Origin of the sequence: Campylobacter concisus (assembly GCF_003048905.1) — a bacterium.
GTDB classification, from domain to species: domain Bacteria; phylum Campylobacterota; class Campylobacteria; order Campylobacterales; family Campylobacteraceae; genus Campylobacter_A; species Campylobacter_A concisus_V.
Map to the genome: position 1 here is coordinate 1,119,562 of NZ_PIRO01000001.1, position 18,229 is coordinate 1,137,790.

An 18,229-nucleotide genomic window follows, 5' to 3' on the forward strand; every position below is an offset into this window, starting at 1 on the left:
TAAATATCATGCCAATCAACATAATATAGATTAGCTTTATCTTCTCCACAATCCAAGATATTGCATCTACACAAAAAATGAAAAATTTTATCAGTTATCTAATATATCTTAGTGTTTTAATATATAGTATAAAATAGCAATTATGGCTTTATAAAATACGATATCACTTTTTTATACATATTGAAAATCATTATATATTTCTGTATAATCGCTCGTTAATAATTTTTAAAGGAGTTTAAATGCAGAGAAAGATCATGCGCTTGCGGCGGCGGATAAAACCTTGCTTTTAAACGGCTCCTTGGGATATGAATTGGGCGCAACTGATCAAATTTTAAATGGCGAAAATTTAACCAAACTTTTTGGCATAGATTTTATAAATTTAAACGTCGAAGATGAAAGAAGGTTGCTGGTTAGGTGGAATATCAATTAATTATGGAGTATTTAGATTTTTAACAGCTTTTACCAGGCCATAAGTCATAAAAACTATTATTAGATATTTGCAAATTTGCTTAATCATTTCAGTTTAAAATAATCTTATATTTTGTTGCAGAAAAATTTATATAAAAATATACAAATAGGTCATTTTATATAGATTAAAAAGATAAACAATATATGAAAAAATTTAATGATAGGAAAGAATATCTCAAAGGAATTTCCTTTGAGGTTAAAACGTTTTGGTTGAAATTTTAAATCTCATGTACTACTTCTAAGGTTACGGTGTTACTTCCATCAACGTCGATATAAGTAGCCTCATACTTATGGTAAGTTACTTCACCATATTTTGCATCACCTTTTAAAGTAAAGTTGCTATCTATATCTACCTTATCGTTTCCATCGCCGTCTATAGTTGGTTATTTCTACTATCGGTCATTCTAAAGCTCTAGACGCTATTTCGGTTCGTTCGCCGTTAGCTAGATCTAGTTTTTCAAAATTTTTAACCCTGCCAAAATCCATACTGCCGTCGGTGACCTTTAGCGTATCGTTACCGGCTCCGCCATCAACGGTGTCATTGCCTGAGCCACTTTTATGTTCGAATTTATAACCTTACCATTTATATTTAAAGTATCTTCTACTTCGTAAGTTTGTATTTCGGCGTTTTTGACAGTAGTACCAGCCTTTAACGTTTATGGTATCTTCTGAACTATAATCATCCCTATGATTTGATCCTATTATACGTTTTAGGCTTATTAAGGGTATTAAGACTTGCATCTTGGTCTCCAAACACTGTGCCAGACTCTTATTTTTACTTCATGTTTTTATCCTTCTCTAGTTCGATCTTTGTTTTGCTAAATGTACCACCTCTTACATTCACCGTATCATTACCGTTACCAGTATAAATTCTTGTGCCAGTTAAAATTTATATGTATCTCGTCATCTCCGCGCCATTACCTGTTATCTTGTTGCTAACGGTAAAATTTCCGGCAATATCCATAACATCTTTATTATTACTGCCAGCAATTTGTATAAGTTTAGCTTCACCATTTTGGTGGAAATTCATAACTTGCTTGCCCAAAGACTCACCAGACAAGATAGTTACGCCATCTATCACAGCGTCTCCAGTCACATTTAGGGTAGTTTTATCAGTCGTTTTACCGCTGTTATACGAAGAAGCACCTAGTTTTAAAAACGCACTGCTTACTTCGGCATTACCACTTATGTTTATTTTATCATCGGCTCCAGCACCTGCACCAATTAAGCCACCTTGAACTTTGGCATTGCCATTGATATTTATAGTATCGCTATTCTCACCTCTGCTAAAATTTAGCCATTCTATTTTAGCATCGTCAGTTATTGTTATTTCATCTTCTCCGTTTCCGGCTCTATAATCTCCGCCGTCTATATTAGCATTGCCACCTATGGTTATTTCATCATTACCATTTCCTGATATAACACTACTAGTTATGATTTTTCCGCCCTTAATATTTATAATATCTTTAGGACCATTTTCAGCATTTTCATCTCCATCGCCTAGTATAGAAGATCGCCCATCAATTCTAGTTCCATCTTTTATAAAAATTTCATCATTACCAGCTCCGCCTGATATTGTAGAGTTTGAGCCAATGTATGATTTACCTACGGTAATGGTATCATCTCCATTATCGCCACTTATTGTAGAGCCGCTGCTCATTACTAATGTTTTAGCTTTTATGATATCGTCTCCATCGCCAGTTTTTATTTCGCAACCTCTTGATCCAGCTCCATCAAGATAAGTATTTTCGATATTTATCTCATCACCATCAGCACCAGTCATTAAGATAGATCTCTTAAATTTAACCCCACCTTCAGGTGTACTGGTTCCTTTAAAATTTACGCAATCCTGCCAGCCCCAGTACTTATCATAGTATTGCTTATCATTACTCCACGAGCTATATTTAATTCATCTGCATTTGAGCTGGTTCCTATATAAGATTTAGCACTTATATATTCTCTAGTTGATGGATCTCTTTCAAGAGAGTCATCACTGCCTGCTACTCTATAGGTTATATTGAGCTTATTTGCCTTTTCACTACTATAAATTTTAGTATCTATATCGGTGTAATCCGGAATAATCTTGCCTTTATTATCTCCGCCAAATACACTAAGATCACTTGAAGGATTTAATATCTTAGCTATGTTGCCAGTAAGGTTTGGGAATTAGTTAGTACTAAGTCTTTGGTATTATCTTGTTCTATAGCTAGTAGGCCGTTATTACTTTTAAACCAACCGTCTTGGAAGGTAAATTTATTTACTCCAGCATTAGGGACAAAATAATCCCTGCCATCATACCATCTAACCAAACTATATCCATTTAATGTAGATCTGGCATTAGGCATATCATTTACTAGGCTTCGCATATGAGAAACAAAACCGCCATTTATATCGTTATTTATATAAGCTGATAGAGGAATTTTTATACTTCCTTGTGGCAAAGTAGGCACTGTTGCTACAATGCCAGCACCACTTCCTCCACTTACACCAAAGGCATTCTCGCTAGATGATGCGGTCCCTACTGAAGTTGCAACATTTCTGCTTGCCATATGAGCATTTATATTACAAATATGACCTCTGCTATGGATATGGTTCATAGAAATGTCCATATATCGGTCATTCAAAAGAATATGAGACATAAAAGAATTCAAACTACAATGGTTTATGCTGATGCTAATGAACAGATGCAAGCTGATGCTTTGGCTGGAATATAAGTTTTGAGTTAAAAGAATAGATGGAGCAAAAGCTCCATCATTAAATAGATTAACAGATTACGTTTTGAACTTCGTCTTTAATCTCGATTGTGGTTGTGCCATCGCTATAAGATGTATAGCCATCATTGCTAGCACCTTTTATCCAGTTTCCGCCAGTTAGCGTAATTTCATCATTGCTATCGCCATCTAGTTTTAACTTATCTTTGTCACTATCACGTAAGATATTTTGAATATCATCAGCACTAAGAGTTAGCTGTGTTTTTTCACCATTGGTTGTATCTAGTTTTTCGATATTACTAACTTGGCTGAAGTCTATACTATTATCAGCAACTTTCAATGTATCAAAGCCAGTTCCGCCATTAATCTCAAATGTATTTTGAATATGAGCATTTTTACCGATAGAGATAACATCATCTCCAACTTCACCATTAATTTTGACGTTATCTAATTTTGCATTGTTGCCGATAGTTATCGTATCATTTCCACCTGTCATAGTAACGTGAGAAAAGTCGCCTTTCTCATAGTCAGAGTCTCCGTAAATTTCTACATCTTTCAGTGTTACATTGTCAGCTATATTGATCTCATCATCTCCACTTATAGCTTTACGCTCCTCTTGGCTAAAATAACTAGGATCTGTTTTATACTGATCATAAAGTGCATCTCCATAAATTTTTACATTTTCTAGCGTTGCATTTTCACCAACATTTATAGTGTCTTTGCTACCAGTTACATCTTGCCAGCCATTACCACCTTCGTCATATAGATCACCATATATCTCAGTATCTTTTACCGTTATGCCATTGGTGATATTTACATGGTCTTCACCTGTTCCCATTCTCATTATATTACCAGATGTACTTTCATTTAAATTTATAGTATCGTTACCACTACCAGTTTCGAAAGTATTATCCTTTGTATGAGAGCCTTTATAGAGAGTTATCTCATCAACTCCATCTCCTGATATTACTTTTGTATTTTCCATTGTTGCATTTGCATACACATGTAATTCATCATCATCTGATATATATCTACCTGAGATATCTCTTGAATCTGTTAAGCCTAGATATATCTTTCCATTCTTATAGGTGACACCATTTTTAAATTCTAGTTTATCATCACCTGAATTCATTTGAATAGGTGCATCTGTTATAGTTACATTTTCATCGATATTTATATGATCCGTTCCATGACCTGTCATAAAGTATCCACCATCTACATTATTATGTATATTAATAACTGATTTATACTCATGATTACCATTGTTATTGTATAAGTCATTATTTGTAACATGGACATCAACATTCTTTAAATTTTTTCCTGATAGATCAACAGTGCCACCACCACCTGTTCGTATGCTTACATCTTCTAATGTGGAATCTTTATCTACGGTTGCAGTGATCATTCCTTGATCGCTTATATTGATTTGAGTCTTTTTGATTGTGCTTGACTTGACGCTAAGAGAATCGTCACCATAATATCCAGTCTCCATATAACTATTTGTTATTGTGCTATCTTTTATATTTATCTGATCTTTGCCATCTTCATATATAGCAAGACTACTTGGATGTATCCAGCTATGATCAACAGTTGAATTGTTGATATTAACTATATCATCACCTTTATTGCCTTCTATAAATGTATTTTTAAGATTTGCATTATTAATATTTATAGTATCATCTCCATATCCAGTGTCTAAATTTTTTGAACCACTATAAGAAGAATCATTACCAATCAGATTACCCTCAATAGTAACGTTATTGTCATTATCTATCACTTGTCCTGATGTTGAATTTTGTCTTATGTCTAAGTCACTTGAAGTTACACTTAGTGATACATCTTGTTTGTAATCACCATAGTTTTTGATAGCTGGATCAATCGCTGCACCAAGATCTTCTACGAGTGTACCTTCATTTTGATTACCTGCGTTTTGTCCATAGTCATCAATAACTTTAGTTTTGACCTTTATGTTTTGCACTGGAGTATTGCCAACTTCTATTTGACCATCTACGACATTTTGCCAAGTAGTTCCACCATCAAGTGAATATTGAGCTGAGTGCTCATAGTCAATCCTATGTTTCGCACCTGAGAAATTTAAATTTAATCTTGCATTTTGAATAGCATTACTGAAATCCATATTAAATTCTAGATAGCTATCTATTGAGCTTTCTCTAACCTTTTCGCCTGGATGCATTGGATATATCAAATGACTAGTTTCTAGACTTTCTCTAGCCTTACCACCTGTTATAGTTACTTCGGTAGTAGGAAGTTTAGTGTTGAACTCTTCTGCGTTAATAGTAGCTGCACCACCACTAATACCACTTACATTATTAATCTCATCTCTACCTAATTCACTTAAATTATTATAATTTGCAGAGATATTACTAATGTGGCCTCCTTCTGCAAAGCTAGCAGCACCAAGGCTTACACCATCGCCACTAGCATTACCTGCTTGTGGACCGCCCGCTGCAGTCTCTTCTAGAGCATTAAGATCTGTTCCTTTTAAGATGGCTTGTTGTAAAGCTGAGATATCAGCTACTGTTTCGTTATTGTTAGAGTCTTGATCTAGAGTTATAGTATCTTTACCTATTAGGGTTATATCTTTACCATCAGTTTGAGTTATTGTTACTTTAGAGTCAGCACTATCTGTGACTATCTTTTCGTTTTGGTAGACGATGTCTCCAACGCTAAGATGTCTTACTTCACCAGTTGCATCATTAATAGCTCTTACGCTTCCCCCAGTTACACTTTTAACTACTCCAGCTTCGTTAGCCATGACATTCTCCTTGTTCTTGAGTATGATTTATTTAAGACTGGAAGAATTATATAAATTTTAAAAGGGCTTGTCTATTGTACTTTGGTACGATATAAGAGATATTTATAATATAAATAAATGGTATTGCGATACTTTATATGTCGAACTAAATTTATTTACCGTATTACTTCTATCCCTAGAATATATGACCGCCTGATCACCTTTTTATAGCGTTTTATCTTTTAATTGATTTTGGGTTTTTATTTTTATAGTCGCTATCTAAGCCAACTATGAGCATAAAAGGTGTCTCGTATTCGCTTTGATTAACCAAATCTTTTATCTGAGAATTTTACTCAGCCAAATTTGCAATAAAAAAGTAAAAAATTTTACTACTAACCAAACTTCTAGAAAATAAGCTCTCTAAAACTTAGGTATTTTATATTACTACTATACTTTGGATATCTCTAGAAAATTTACCCTACCACATCTCCATCCCAGCATCATCTTTTGTAAATTTACCCCTTAGCTCTGGTATTTCATTTGCTATCATATCTCTTAACCCAGGATTGGTACTTGCTATTTCTAGTAAAAGACCTAAGCTTTTGTCATTAAAGTCTCTTAGCCTGATATTTTCTTTTTGCAAACTTTCGGTTTTACGTGTTAGAGATTGATTTTCTCTATTCTTACTCTCTATCAATACATTTTGTTCATCTATCTTGGTTTGCTGATTAGTATACGTTTTTAGCCTATGGTTTAGCTGAGCTATCTCTTGGTCTTTGCTTGCTTGGATATCCTTTAGTTCGCTCAACTCTTTTTCTACTTGTTCTTTTTCCATTGTGACTTCTACATTTTTCTTTTTATATTCCTCTATGCTCTTGCTTTGTTCTATTATTTGCCCAGCAAGAAGCTCTACTTGTTCTTTTAGCTTCTCATTAGATGTGATGGTAATGTTCTCTTGTAGCTGTTCAAAAACAGAATTTCTAAGACCTACTATTAAAGCTCTTTTTTCATTTGGCCCTAACCTAAAGTACTCGTCGCCCAACAAAGGCTTTTCCTTTTGCATATACTTATTTACTTCCGCTTCTATAAGCTTTTGAATTTTCTCTTTTAACTCTTGCTCGCTCTTATATTCTCTTGCTATTTGGTGCATTTGGGTTAAGCTCTTGTGTCTATTATTGCTTGGCTTACCACGAAGCACCTGACCTTCAAATGCCTCTGCTCCCATATCTTGTAGCTCTTTACCAAATTTTGCTGTTTTTGACCTGCCACTAAATCTCAAATTTGCATGCTTCTCAAAGTTGTAGTTTGTAAAGATGATCTGATAGTGTTTGGTCTTTTCGTCATTATGCTCAGCCATAAGCAGACACTTTGCGCCATACTTCGCACAGTATGCGTTTACAAATCTCATTACTCTATCCATATGTATGTTTTCATTTATAAATTTTGACTCTTCGTCGTTTAGCCCTTCTTTTGGCTCTTTCTTCCTATCTGTACCAAATGTGATGATAATCTCACAAAAACCATCCATATCTTTACGCCAAGACTTTTTTATAAGAGTCTCTTTGCCATTTCGCTTTTGCGTATAGGACTGCTTGGTATAGTCTTTCTCAAAGCTTTCTTGAAAGCCTTTAAGTAATTTCTTTACAAAGACTATATTATGTAGCTCATCATCTTTGCTATTGGCATCTCTCATATTGCCATTGCCATTAAATTCGCTTAGGAGCTTGTAACGATTAATAGTGGCTGGGGTTTTGTTGAGATACTTTATATGCTCGGTTTGATTTTTCTCACGGCACGCATGTGCAAATCTACCTATGGCTCTACCATATGTTAAAAAACCTGACCTCACGTTTAAAACTAGGTTGTGATCATTTACTATATATGCATTAGCCATGGCAAATCACCTCAATATATAAACTCTCTCTTGTGCTAGCGGCATTAATTGTTATTAATGAAAATTTTTTCATTTTTATCCTTTTAAAAGATATTTATAGTAATTACACCAATTTTGGAAAAAATTTCAGCTAGAAATGCAAAATTTTGTAAAAAAGTTTATTTTTTAAAAAAGAAAAATTAAAAATATTAAAATGATGGAGATTAAAAGTGCGTATTTATGGGGATTCAGGATAAAAAGCTAGAAGCAAGAATTTAAAACAAATTTATTTTTATGGCATTAAAAGGGTGATGACTTTATAATCGCTACATTTTTAAGAGACTGTTCCACTTTAGCAACCAAGTGTCCCACTCTTAAAGGAAATTTTAAAGAAAGGGAAAGAACAAAAGCATCACTGCTAGTGCCTAAAATAGGGTATTCTGGTGTCATGGGGGAGACTTGAACCAAGGGCGTCCGGCTTATCTCGCCGCTAAGCGCCTCGATCGTAACGACCCGGCATTAATAGCCGATCTTCACGCTATAAAGCGAAAAGCGGGCGCTAAAAGCTTTATTTACGACAGCGACCGAAACGAACACGGCCACGCAGACCGCTTTTGGGCGCTTGCGCTCGCGCTTAGCTACTTTGAAAAGGTGAGGGATAAAAGAGGTAAGGCGTATATTATTTAAGGTTAAAATTATTTACAAAAATAATTTTTTTTGATATCATCCAAGTATGATAACTCGTGAAGGATAAACACTGTGTCTCATAATGAGGTAAGCGAAAGCTGAGCATCCATATGTGCCTGGGGTTATCTTATTTTAAATCTTCTATATCTAAGTTTGGCTCTTGAACTATCAAATTTACAATAAAATCAATAAATGCTTCAGAATAAGTATGTCGCTGCTGGTTACCTATCGTATGTGCATAGGAATATGATTTGTCGTCTTTTATATTGTATTTTTTAATTATCAAACTTAATATATGTTTGTTAAAACCTTTTTTATAGGCTATAGATATATTTTGCTGCTTAAGCCTAAGGCAAACCGTATCTACAACGCTATTATAAGTATGTTTATGCGTATCGGATGGGTCTTTTAACTCTTTTATTTTAGCGACTTTACTATTTGCGGCGCTATCTATTTTTACACAAAAATCGGCTTCGTCTTTCTTTTTTGTAATATATAAATTTTGTTTCAGATTTATAGCAAATTTTTCATTTTTAGTAGTCGCCGCAGCTATATCTATCTCATTATTTAAATCTATTAGCTTTTGAGCTATTTGCGGCGTATATTTTGCTTTTATTTCTTCATTGCTAAGCGTATCGTAATTAATAGATAATATCAAAAAATTATTAGATATATATTTTGTTATATCAATATCATGAAATTTCTTGATTTCGTTCATAAAATTTATAACACAAGCTTGAAAAAGTTTTATATACGTAGCCTCATAGTCCTCTGTAACAAAGTGTGTATTTGTATCTCTTAGCTTGATTATAAAGCCTAAATTTACTCTTATTAAAGAGTGTTTGTCGGTATAAATTTTTGATATAGTGTTGTTTAAACTAATTGTCCTATCTGCGCTATTTTTATAATATATACTCTCGTTTCTACGCAATAGCTCCGCTTTTAGCATAAGCTCCCATGCGTTGCACATAAAAAAACTAAAACCTTCTGCTCTATATTTTATAGTTGGCTTATTGTAAATTTCAAGTGCAAGCAAAAATGCTTCTATACTCTTATTAACAAGCTTTTCCTGTAATTGTATCAAGATAAACCTCATATTATATTTCAGAGCTATTATAGCAAAAGAGTTTTGAGTTTTTTATTTTAAAATTGTTCCTTTTAACTCTGTAACCACTTGTATGCTAATATCTTTTGCTAGCTCGTCGCCAGCGCGTTTCAAGCCGCCGTTTTTATAGATATTCCAAGCGTTTAGTAGATATGGATTTGCTTTTTGGCCGGGGTGTTTTACCTTTTTGCCGAAAAATAACCCCGCCTTTTTATTGGCTAAAGCTTTTTTATTTTTGGGTTTTATGACGTGCGCTCTCGTGCCGCTGTGGACGTATTTGGCGTATTTTGCTTTTAGAGTATTGCCTACCTTTACCTCACCGGCGGTTACTTCGAATACCCTTATATCTCTTTTAAGATTGCCCGTTTTTATGGGTGCAGTCTTGTGTCGTAAGTCATCAAAATTCTGTCATAACCCCCCCCCTGATCTTAAAACCCAAAACAAATCAAGCGATAACGCTGAAGAAAATGGCATTATGGCCGTGTCGTATTTTAGAGATACATATTTTAGCACCGGAGATGGAGCGATAAACTACCGACGAAGCGTCGACTGCGTTAGCTTTTTGCGCATTGGTGGCGACCTATCCAAAAGTCCATATAATTAATGCCAAAGGCAACAGTATGGAGCCCACTACCGCTAATGGCGAACTGCTTTTATAGCTACCGCAAACGTGGGTGACGTCACTAGCGGCAACGTATATGTTATAAACTACGGAGGCGACGTGTTCGTTAAAAGGTTAGAGAAAAACCCGACAACAAGAGCTATAACGCTATTTTTGGATAACGAGAAAATATGAACTCATCGTAATCGACGGCAAGAATTTAGAAAATTGTAGTATTATAGGGCGCGTCGTAGCGTATATCAGAAAAGGCGTGATTTAAAGGGGCTTTGAAGTTTTTGAAGCAAATTGAAGTTTGGATTTCAAAATGCTAAAAAATGCCTAAATTTTGCAAATTGTGCATTTTAAGTTCCCATTTTTTACCTTACGTCCATGCCTATACAAAAAGGCTCTTAACGCTATTTGCTCCACATTTTACCCATTCTCACTTTTTTACCTTTTGCATAAGATTTATCAAAAAACATTGCAATGCCGACACTATAAACGAGCAAAATATAAGAATATTTTTATCTTGTTCAGTATACACTTAGAAAAATATATACGAGAGGTTGTAATAATGCAGGCTAGATTAAAAGTATTCAAAAGCGGTAATTCTTTGGCACTAAGGCTTCCAAAAAGCCTAAATTTAGACAACGTCAAAGAGTTTATACTAAAGAGTTTTGATAATAACGAAGTGGTTTTAACCCCAGTTAAAGATGATGAATGGAGCGGACTGTTTAAGACTTTGAATGAGTTGAAAGATGCTGGAGTTAAATTTGAAAGAGCCGAGCAAAGCTTGCCGCAAGAGCGAAATTTCGGATTTAAATAATGTTTTTGCTTGATACTAATATTTGTAGTTACTTGATTTCTAGCAACGAGCCTTACAGTCAAAATATACTAAACCATTTAACTAGATATGGCAAAAAGGATATTTTTATTTCCAGTATAACGGTAGCCGAAATGTTTTACGGCATAGAAAATTCCACTCAAAAAGAGCTAAATTTAAGACTCATGGGAGATTTTATCTCAAATTTCTGTGTTTTGGATTTTACGAGTAAATGTGCGGCAAGCTACGGCAAAATAAGGCTTGAGATGAAAAATAAAAACAGAAGGATAGGCGATATGGATATGCTGATTGCCGCCGTAGCGCTTAGTAATGATCTTGTTTTGGTTACGAATAACGAAAAAGATTTTAAAGATATAAGCGGGCTTAGGATGGAAAATTGGAGCATTTGATATAATATACGGTAAATACAAAGCCTTTTGTTGGTTATATCAGAGGTTAGCTTAAAGCTAGAATGTACAGCCAAAACAAAGATGACTAAGCTCATGAAAACCAGTTGCGCCGCTCTTGATAGACTACTAAACCCAGACAACGACTCGCTAACGCTAAGCACGCTTGAAGGTGCGATAGCGTCAGGCAAAAGACTAAGTATCTAGGTAACCTGGCGGTTGCCGATTAATATATTTAAATAAAAATCGTCTAAAATTTTGGACGAAATTTTATATAAAATATCGCAGAGGAAAGGAATTAATGGTGCTAGACTTGTTACATAGGCTTGTTACATCTTTTTACCCAGAAAGAGTCAAAATTTATACTCTTAAAAATGCCATAGAAATCCCATTTTTAGGTACTTGTAGTAATGAAAAATGTTTTTACACTCTAGGTGTCCCTATCTCCCGGCCACCTATCTAATTCCTTGTTTATTTTATAAAGCATTACCTAGATTTATTATTCATAATGCCTATAAGAAAATTTCCATAAATATTCAGCCCAAAATTTACTAGAACTAAAAATATCAGTAAATTTCTTATTTAAAGTAAGACATTGTAAGATAAGGGAAAGTTTAAGAGTTTTTATTCTTTATTTTTAGTCGCATTAAATTCTTAAAATAATATTTGTAATGTATATCCAAAATACATAATAGGTAGTAATCCTGTGTATAAATATACATAAAATTAATAATGTTGAGTGAAAAAGTTAAGACAAATTCAAAATAAGAAATTAAGTTAAAAATTCATGGAAATAGTTTAAAGACAAAGTGGTGGTTATGTTTTATGTAGTTAGGTTTTTTATATTTAATAGGTAAAAACACAACAGACAAAAAATTAAACTACTTGCTGATAAATATTTTTTGAAATATTATTTTGAGAGAATATCTAGCCACATAAGAGTAGCTAGATAAGGAAAATTTCTAAAAATTTTAGATTTTTAAAAGCTCAGCCTCTTTCTCTTTTACAAGAGTATCGATTTTTGCAGTGTAGGTATCAGTTATCTTTTGAACCTCATCCTGCCCCTTTTTGCTCTCGTCCTCAGTTATGGCTTTGTCTTTTTCAAGCTTTTTAACTTCATCATTTGCATCTTTTCTTACGTTTCTTATACTAACTTTGGCTTTTTCTCCCATTGATTTTGCATGTTTTGCATTTTCTTGGCGTTGCTCGACGGTCATAGGTGGAAAAAATAGCTTGACACTCTCACCATCACTATTTGGATTGACGCCGATATTTGCTGCCTGGATAGCTGAAGAGATCGCTTTTATCATGCTCTTTTCCCAAGGTGTGATGGCGATAGTTGAAGCGTCGCTTGTAAGCACAGTAGCTACTTGGTTGAGCGGAGTTGGCGAGCCGTAATAATCAACCATTACATGATCTACGATATTAATGTTTACCTTGCCCGTTCTAAGCGTTGTAAAGTCGCGTTTTAATGAAGCTATTGCCTTCTCGCAACCCTCTTTTTGTGTTTCGTAAATTTTATTTAGCATTGATGTCCTTTATTAGAAGTTTTGTACTTCGTTGATGATCTACTTTTAGTGATATTAAAACTTTGCGTTTATCAAGCGGTGGGTTAAATTTACACTCAAAAACCCCATTTGTCATGGGTACCTTTTTAAAGCCATTAAAGCCAGTCATAAAAAAACTACCTTCACTGGCGTTTGTATCAGTTTTTATAATGAGTTTATCTATTGCATTATTTTGTGGATAGCTATCCGGAAATATCCACTGGGCATTTAGAAATTTACTATTAAAAGTTAGTGCTATTTTTGTACCGTTCATTACTGGTGTTCTGTAAAGATCGTAAACGTCGCTTTTGTCTGAAACTGCGCCTGAGTTTTGATTTAAAAGCGCTAAAAAGCCAAATTCTTTTGCCAAAGAGACAACTCTGTTATCAATCTCACCGTACGGCACTGCGAAATATTTTGGCTTATAGCCCATATGTTTTTCAAAGGTCTCTACACCCTTTTGAAAATCCTCTCTTAATGCCTCATTGCTAAGCTTCGTCATCCTTGGGTGCGCGTATGAGTGGTACCCAATCTCGCCATAAGCCTCAAGTTCTTTAATCTGATCAAAATCCAAATAATCGCCATATTTATTTGCACTGGCTTCCACATAAAGCATTAGTGCAAATGGATAGTTATACTCTTTAAATACACTAAGGGCCTTGTCATAGAAACTTTTATAACCATCATCTACAGTGATGACGATCCAGTTATCAGGTATTTTTTCGCCAGCATTTACAGCATCGACTAGCTTTGAGAGTTTAACGACTTCATAGCCATTATTTTTGAAATATTCAAACTGCTCTCTTAAATTTTTAATAGAAATATCAGTGCTTGTATGTCTTGGATCGTCAAAGCGATGATAGACTAAAATATGAGCATCTGCTAAAGCAAATGTTAGCGTCAAGAATGACGCTAAAAGTGTTTTTATCATTGTTATTTTGCTGGAGTCTGTGGTGCACTAGGAGCTGATGGTACGTCGTTTGACTTTGGTATGACTAGAGATTTACTATCGACGCTATCAACGATAGAGCGTTTTAGATCTTTATTGTAGAAGTATCCAAGTGCAAGTGTATTTAAGATAAATAAAATACCTACGATAAAAGTAAATTTAGCTAAAAATCCAGCTGGTCCTTTTGCTCCAAAAAGACTCTCGTTGCTTCCACTATATGCCCCAAGTCCGATAGATGAGCTTTTTTGAAGTAAAACAGCGATAGTTATGATGACAGCTAGAGCAAACTGTAAGATCAAAAATATTAAACTCACGAAATTTCCTTTAAATTTTTAAAAATAATTGGTTGCGATTATACAAGAAAAGATTTAAATTTTTAGTTAAAGTTCTTTTTCAAGCTCATAAAGCTCGTATCTTATGCCTTTAAAAAGCTCGGCTTGTTCTAAATTTATGAGCTTAAAGCACTCTTCAAGCACGCGAGCACTCTCCTGGGCGCGCTTGAAATTTGCAGTGATTATCTCGTCTAAATTTTCTCTAGCTTGCTCGCTTTTTGTGCTAGTTTTTAAAACATCTTCTTGTGAATTTCTAAATTTTAAAAATTCTTTTTGTGAGATCTTTGCTTTGTGGCGGAGGGATTTTATTTTGTAGGCGAGCTTAGCGTCATCAAAGACGTATCTTTTTATATCTTCAACAACGCGAAGCCCTTCTTTTAGCCTATTTAGATTCGCATCTATTACTCGGTAGATGCGCTCATCTTTAGTCATTTCTATTAAAAATTCCTAAAATTTGTAGTAATGATGTAAATAGATTTACAAAATCAAGATACAAAGCAACTGCGCCTTCAACTGGAGTTTCGTAGTTTCCACGGATAATATTTTGCGTATCAAAAAGTATATATGCGCTAAATAAGATCGATGAAATACTTGCGATTACAAGTTGAAACATTGTACTTTTAACGAAAATATTGATAATAGCTGCTGCAACGATAACAATTAAGGTTATGAACAACATTTTACCCATTGTTGTAAAGTCACGTTTTGTATTCATTGCAAAGACACTTAACGCACCAAAAGCAACTGTTGTTAGTCCAAATGCTTGGGCTACAATACCAGCTCCACTTGGCATAGCCAAGATCGCTGAAAGTAGCGGAGTTAGCGTAAGGCCACTTATAAAAGTAAATGCAAATAGAAGTATTAAATTTAATCCCTCTTTACGTTTAGCTGCCATTAAGCCAAAAAGTAGTGCAAACTCGACTATAACAAGTCCCCAAAACAAAAATCTATTTGCCGCAAAAACGCCAGCGATGCTAATACCTACATAAGCGCCAGCTGTTGCTGAAAGTAGTGATGCTGCAAAAAGTTGATAAGTTTGTTTTATAAAAGTGCTTAGTGAGCTTTGAGAGTACGCAAGTTCTTCTTGATTTTGTTTTGCGTAGTTCCTATCATACAGACTCATTTTATCTCCTTATGAATTTTTGAATGAGTTTAACCTAAAATAATTAAACAATGAATAAAAAGAATTTTAACAAATTATATTAGTTAAAAATTTATATATTAAAGTATTTTTTAGATTAAATAAAAGTTGCTATAATCGCGTAAAAATATAAAAAATGGAGATAAATTTCTATGGATGACTCGCTACTTGAAGGTGCGGTAAAATTTATGGAAGATGGCTTTTTAGAGCATGAAGAGCTCTTTAAAAGTCTACAAAATAGACAAGACCCACATACCCTTTTTATATCCTGTGTTGATTCAAGAGTGGTGCCGAATTTGATAACAAACTGTCTTCCAGGCGAGCTTTTTATGGTGCGAAATATTGCAAACATCGTGCCACCTTATAGAGTGAGCGAGGAATTTTTGGCAACGACTTCGGCTATCGAATATGCATTAGAGCTTTTAAATATCAAAAATATTATTATTTGCGGGCACTCTGACTGTGGTGGATGTGCAGCACTTTATATGGATGAAAAAAAGCTCAAAACTACGCCAAATGTTAGAAATTGGATAAAGCTAATAGAGCCGATCAAACGAGAAGTACTTAAATTTACAAGCGACGACCCAGCAAAGATGGCGTGGCTAACTGAGAGATTAAATGTGATAAATTCGATCGAAAATATAATGACCTATCCAAATGTAAAAGAGGAGTATGAAAGAGGAAATCTTCAAATTTATGGCTGGCACTACATCATAGAAACTGGCGAAATTTTTAGCTATGATTTAAAAGAAGGCACGTTTAAACTTCTAGCGGACAAAAGAGGCGAAAATGCGTAAATTTCTAGTCATTATCCTGCTTTACTTTACCTTTGCTTTTGCGGCTGAGAGCAACAAAACTCAAGAAGAAGACATAATAAGCATAACAAATCAAATCCAAACCCTAAACAGCCAGATAAAAATTTTAAAAGCACAGCAAAAAGATACGAATAACTCAAAGGCTGACAACTCAAATTTAGCCAGCCTTCACAAAAAAAAGAGCGATCTTTTAGAAAAGATACCAAACTATATCATGCAGATCGAATTAACCCAAAGCGATATAAATAAATTTAATCTGCAAAAAGAGGTGCTAGAAAAAAAGGTAGCTAGACTAGAGAAGCAGTCAAACAAAGACGCCTACATCCAAAGCGCCATCGAGCTTGAGAAGATGAAGGTTGATTCTGCTTATTACTCAGCGCTTGTCAGCCTTGAAGAGATCTTTAAAAAGGGCGCAAAGTCAAATTCTATAAAAGAAGTGATAGATAATGGGCTTTTAAATTTACAGACAAATTCTTATGTGAGTATAAAAGATCTAAAAGACTCGTTAAATGACACTTCAGGCTCTTACGATAACGCGTTTTTAGACCTTGAGCTAAAAAAAGAGAGCGAAGAAGAAATTTTAACCTATCTTAAAAATAACGCTGATCTTCTAAGCTCAAGCATGCTCTTATCTGAGCTAAATTTAGTCGATGCAGTCGAGTACATAAACAAAACAACAGCCATAAATTCAAGTAAATTTAACATCGGCAAGATCGTTGTTATCGTTGCGATATTTTTATTTTTCGTCTCGCTAACTAGAATTTTAGCCAAACTAACCTACTGGCTAATGTCACTCGTCGCTTCAGGCGAAGGGGTAAAAGAGGCTAAAAATCAAATCGTTGATATCGTGAAAAAGCCGATCTCAGCACTTCTTATCATCTATGCGCTAAATATCTGTATCGGCGTTGGATTTTACCCAGTGCCAGTGCCTCTAACGGTAGCAAATATCTTTTCGATCGTCTATATAGTCGCATTTTCGTGGCTTGTCCTAACCATACTAAATGGCTACGGCATCGCTATAATCGACAAGATCGCGCAAAAAAGCAAGCGTAAAGAGGTGATAAACCTAGCACTAAAAGTCATCTACGTGATCGTGCTAATCATCACACTTTTACTGATCCTTCAAAAGCTTGGCTTTGATATCTCAGCACTCATCGCCTCACTTGGTATCGGTGGTCTTGCCGTTGCCTTCGCTGCTAAAGACATCATCGCAAACTTCTTTGCCTCTGTTATGATGCTCTTTGACAACTCATTTTCACAAGGCGACTGGATAGTTTGTGGCGACATCGAAGGCACAGTCGTTGAGATAGGATTTAGAAAAACAACTGTTAGAAGCTTTGATAACGCCCTTATCTTCGTGCCAAACTCAAAGCTAGCAAGCGATCCTGTTAGAAACTGGAGCAGAAGAAAGGTTGGCAGACGTATAAGAATGGTTATTGGCATCGAGTATGGACCAACTACAGAAGAGATCAAAAAATGTGTAAATGACATCAAAAATATGCTGATAAATCACCCAGATATCGCTAAAAGCGAAGATATCGCGGCTAATAAAAGAGGTCTAAAATATAGACAAAACATAGTTTCAGTTGATGACTACGCTGGATATAAGTCAAATTTATTTGTCGTGGTTGATGATTTTGCAGATAGCTCGATAAATATTTTAGTTTATTGTTTTGCAAAGACTATCGTTTGGGGAGAATTTTTAGATGTCAAACAAGATGTAATGCTAAAGATTATGGATATTTTAAAGCAAAATGGTCTAAATTTCGCATTCCCAAGCCAAAGCTTGTATATTGAAAGCGTCAAAGATAAAATTTAAGGAGAAAACAATGAGTGATGAATTTGATTATGAAGAAGTAGAAGAAGACTACTCTGAATTTAATGACGATGAGGACGATAGTAGCGATAGTTATGACTATAATTACGATGAAAATGACTACAACTACGAAGATAGTGACGAGGACGAGGATAGTTACGACTCTTATTAGAAATACTTAATGAAATTTAATGGAATA

General features: G+C 34.6%; 19 protein-coding genes and 1 pseudogene. 9 read left to right on the forward strand and 11 right to left on the reverse strand.

Annotated elements, in window-relative coordinates; translation table 11 throughout:
- Positions 1-867: 867 nt before the first annotated feature.
- From CVS95_RS09990 to CVS95_RS05660, 5 genes and pseudogenes are all read right to left on the reverse strand, one after another.
- A pseudogene (locus CVS95_RS09990) lies at positions 868-1,020 on the reverse strand (hypothetical protein); the annotation flags it as partial.
- Between the two features lie 337 nt (positions 1,021-1,357).
- A complete protein-coding gene (locus tag CVS95_RS05640; protein WP_107695863.1) occupies positions 1,358-2,251 on the reverse strand; it encodes a hypothetical protein in 894 nt (297 codons plus the stop codon).
- Between the two features lie 358 nt (positions 2,252-2,609).
- Positions 2,610-3,065, reverse strand: a complete 456-nt coding sequence (locus CVS95_RS05645) for a hypothetical protein (RefSeq protein ID WP_159071263.1) — start codon at positions 3,063-3,065, stop codon at positions 2,610-2,612.
- A gap of 166 nt (positions 3,066-3,231) precedes the next feature.
- Complete coding sequence (locus CVS95_RS05655; RefSeq protein ID WP_107695866.1) at positions 3,232-5,955, reverse strand: retention module-containing protein; 2,724 nt, start codon at positions 5,953-5,955, stop codon at positions 3,232-3,234.
- 457 nt (positions 5,956-6,412) lie between these two features.
- Positions 6,413-7,828: a hypothetical protein gene (locus CVS95_RS05660; RefSeq protein WP_107695867.1), complete on the reverse strand. Its 1,416-nt coding sequence runs from the start codon at positions 7,826-7,828 to the stop codon at positions 6,413-6,415.
- A gap of 438 nt (positions 7,829-8,266) precedes the next feature.
- Between CVS95_RS05660 and CVS95_RS05665 the strand changes: the two genes are divergently transcribed.
- The gene (locus CVS95_RS05665) at positions 8,267-8,494 is read left to right on the forward strand and encodes a hypothetical protein (RefSeq protein ID WP_234400019.1); all 228 of its coding nucleotides are present in this window, start codon (positions 8,267-8,269) and stop codon (positions 8,492-8,494) included.
- A 127-nt stretch (positions 8,495-8,621) separates the two neighbouring features.
- Here the strand turns inward: CVS95_RS05665 and CVS95_RS05670 are convergent, their stop codons facing one another.
- Positions 8,622-9,578: a DUF3644 domain-containing protein gene (locus CVS95_RS05670; RefSeq protein WP_199906335.1), complete on the reverse strand. Its 957-nt coding sequence runs from the start codon at positions 9,576-9,578 to the stop codon at positions 8,622-8,624.
- A gap of 403 nt (positions 9,579-9,981) precedes the next feature.
- Here CVS95_RS05670 and CVS95_RS09585 point away from each other — a divergent pair, with 403 nt between their 5' ends.
- The 5 genes from CVS95_RS09585 (at position 9,982) to CVS95_RS09875 (ending at position 11,637) form a co-directional block, all read left to right on the forward strand.
- The gene (locus tag CVS95_RS09585; RefSeq protein WP_141089894.1) at positions 9,982-10,203 is read left to right on the forward strand and encodes a hypothetical protein; all 222 of its coding nucleotides are present in this window, start codon (positions 9,982-9,984) and stop codon (positions 10,201-10,203) included.
- Positions 10,204-10,269: 66 nt separating this feature from the next.
- The gene (locus tag CVS95_RS09870) at positions 10,270-10,395 is read left to right on the forward strand and encodes a hypothetical protein (RefSeq protein WP_265094517.1); all 126 of its coding nucleotides are present in this window, start codon (positions 10,270-10,272) and stop codon (positions 10,393-10,395) included.
- A 379-nt stretch (positions 10,396-10,774) separates the two neighbouring features.
- Entirely contained in the window at positions 10,775-11,026 is a 252-nt protein-coding gene (locus tag CVS95_RS05680) for an antitoxin (protein WP_087586665.1), read from the forward strand.
- Complete coding sequence (vapC, locus tag CVS95_RS05685; RefSeq protein WP_103593421.1) at positions 11,026-11,433, forward strand: type II toxin-antitoxin system tRNA(fMet)-specific endonuclease VapC; 408 nt, start codon at positions 11,026-11,028, stop codon at positions 11,431-11,433. The genes CVS95_RS05680 and vapC overlap by 1 nt, the downstream gene beginning before the upstream one ends.
- Before the next feature lie 81 nt (positions 11,434-11,514).
- Complete coding sequence (locus CVS95_RS09875) at positions 11,515-11,637, forward strand: hypothetical protein (protein ID WP_265094518.1); 123 nt, start codon at positions 11,515-11,517, stop codon at positions 11,635-11,637.
- Positions 11,638-12,401: 764 nt separating this feature from the next.
- Here the strand turns inward: CVS95_RS09875 and frr are convergent.
- From frr to CVS95_RS05710, 5 genes are all read right to left on the reverse strand, one after another.
- Positions 12,402-12,959, reverse strand: a complete 558-nt coding sequence (frr, locus tag CVS95_RS05690; RefSeq protein ID WP_072595202.1) for a ribosome recycling factor — start codon at positions 12,957-12,959, stop codon at positions 12,402-12,404.
- Positions 12,949-13,908, reverse strand: coding sequence for a polysaccharide deacetylase family protein (locus CVS95_RS05695; RefSeq protein ID WP_084109907.1), 960 nt, complete (start codon positions 13,906-13,908; stop codon positions 12,949-12,951). Before CVS95_RS05695 ends, frr begins: the two co-directional genes overlap by 11 nt.
- A 2-nt stretch (positions 13,909-13,910) precedes the next feature.
- A complete protein-coding gene (gene secG, locus CVS95_RS05700) occupies positions 13,911-14,240 on the reverse strand; it encodes a preprotein translocase subunit SecG (RefSeq protein WP_021091090.1) in 330 nt (109 codons plus the stop codon).
- Between the two features lie 66 nt (positions 14,241-14,306).
- Positions 14,307-14,690, reverse strand: a complete 384-nt coding sequence (locus tag CVS95_RS05705; RefSeq protein WP_107695868.1) for a thiamine-phosphate pyrophosphorylase — start codon at positions 14,688-14,690, stop codon at positions 14,307-14,309.
- Complete coding sequence (locus CVS95_RS05710) at positions 14,683-15,381, reverse strand: Bax inhibitor-1/YccA family protein (protein WP_084109905.1); 699 nt, start codon at positions 15,379-15,381, stop codon at positions 14,683-14,685. The genes CVS95_RS05705 and CVS95_RS05710 overlap by 8 nt, the downstream gene beginning before the upstream one ends.
- A gap of 170 nt (positions 15,382-15,551) precedes the next feature.
- Here CVS95_RS05710 and CVS95_RS05715 point away from each other — a divergent pair, with 170 nt between their 5' ends.
- From CVS95_RS05715 to CVS95_RS09640, 3 genes are read left to right on the forward strand one after another with little or no spacing between them, the layout of a single operon-like run.
- Positions 15,552-16,196, forward strand: coding sequence for a carbonic anhydrase (locus CVS95_RS05715; RefSeq protein WP_072595207.1), 645 nt, complete (start codon positions 15,552-15,554; stop codon positions 16,194-16,196).
- Positions 16,189-18,033 carry a mechanosensitive ion channel family protein gene (locus tag CVS95_RS05720; RefSeq protein WP_107695869.1) on the forward strand — a complete coding sequence of 615 codons (1,845 nt, stop codon included), beginning with the start codon at positions 16,189-16,191 and terminating at the stop codon, positions 18,031-18,033. The genes CVS95_RS05715 and CVS95_RS05720 overlap by 8 nt, the downstream gene beginning before the upstream one ends.
- A gap of 10 nt (positions 18,034-18,043) precedes the next feature.
- Positions 18,044-18,202: a hypothetical protein gene (locus CVS95_RS09640; RefSeq protein WP_180997316.1), complete on the forward strand. Its 159-nt coding sequence runs from the start codon at positions 18,044-18,046 to the stop codon at positions 18,200-18,202.
- Positions 18,203-18,229 lie beyond the last annotated feature (27 nt).

Coding starts and splice junctions, on each gene's coding strand:
- CVS95_RS05640 (WP_107695863.1), bottom strand. CDS start 2,251: ATGACTGGTGCTGATGGTGATGAGATAAATATCGAAAATACTTATCTT.
- CVS95_RS05645 (WP_159071263.1), bottom strand. CDS start 3,065: ATGAACCATATCCATAGCAGAGGTCATATTTGTAATATAAATGCTCAT.
- CVS95_RS05655 (WP_107695866.1), bottom strand. CDS start 5,955: ATGGCTAACGAAGCTGGAGTAGTTAAAAGTGTAACTGGGGGAAGCGTA.
- CVS95_RS05660 (WP_107695867.1), bottom strand. CDS start 7,828: ATGGCTAATGCATATATAGTAAATGATCACAACCTAGTTTTAAACGTG.
- CVS95_RS05680 (WP_087586665.1), top strand. CDS start 10,775: ATGCAGGCTAGATTAAAAGTATTCAAAAGCGGTAATTCTTTGGCACTA.
- vapC (WP_103593421.1), top strand. CDS start 11,026: ATGTTTTTGCTTGATACTAATATTTGTAGTTACTTGATTTCTAGCAAC.
- CVS95_RS09875 (WP_265094518.1), top strand. CDS start 11,515: ATGACTAAGCTCATGAAAACCAGTTGCGCCGCTCTTGATAGACTACTA.
- frr (WP_072595202.1), bottom strand. CDS start 12,959: ATGCTAAATAAAATTTACGAAACACAAAAAGAGGGTTGCGAGAAGGCA.
- CVS95_RS05695 (WP_084109907.1), bottom strand. CDS start 13,908: ATGATAAAAACACTTTTAGCGTCATTCTTGACGCTAACATTTGCTTTA.
- CVS95_RS05705 (WP_107695868.1), bottom strand. CDS start 14,690: ATGACTAAAGATGAGCGCATCTACCGAGTAATAGATGCGAATCTAAAT.
- CVS95_RS05710 (WP_084109905.1), bottom strand. CDS start 15,381: ATGAGTCTGTATGATAGGAACTACGCAAAACAAAATCAAGAAGAACTT.
- CVS95_RS05715 (WP_072595207.1), top strand. CDS start 15,552: ATGGATGACTCGCTACTTGAAGGTGCGGTAAAATTTATGGAAGATGGC.
- CVS95_RS05720 (WP_107695869.1), top strand. CDS start 16,189: ATGCGTAAATTTCTAGTCATTATCCTGCTTTACTTTACCTTTGCTTTT.
- CVS95_RS09640 (WP_180997316.1), top strand. CDS start 18,044: ATGAGTGATGAATTTGATTATGAAGAAGTAGAAGAAGACTACTCTGAA.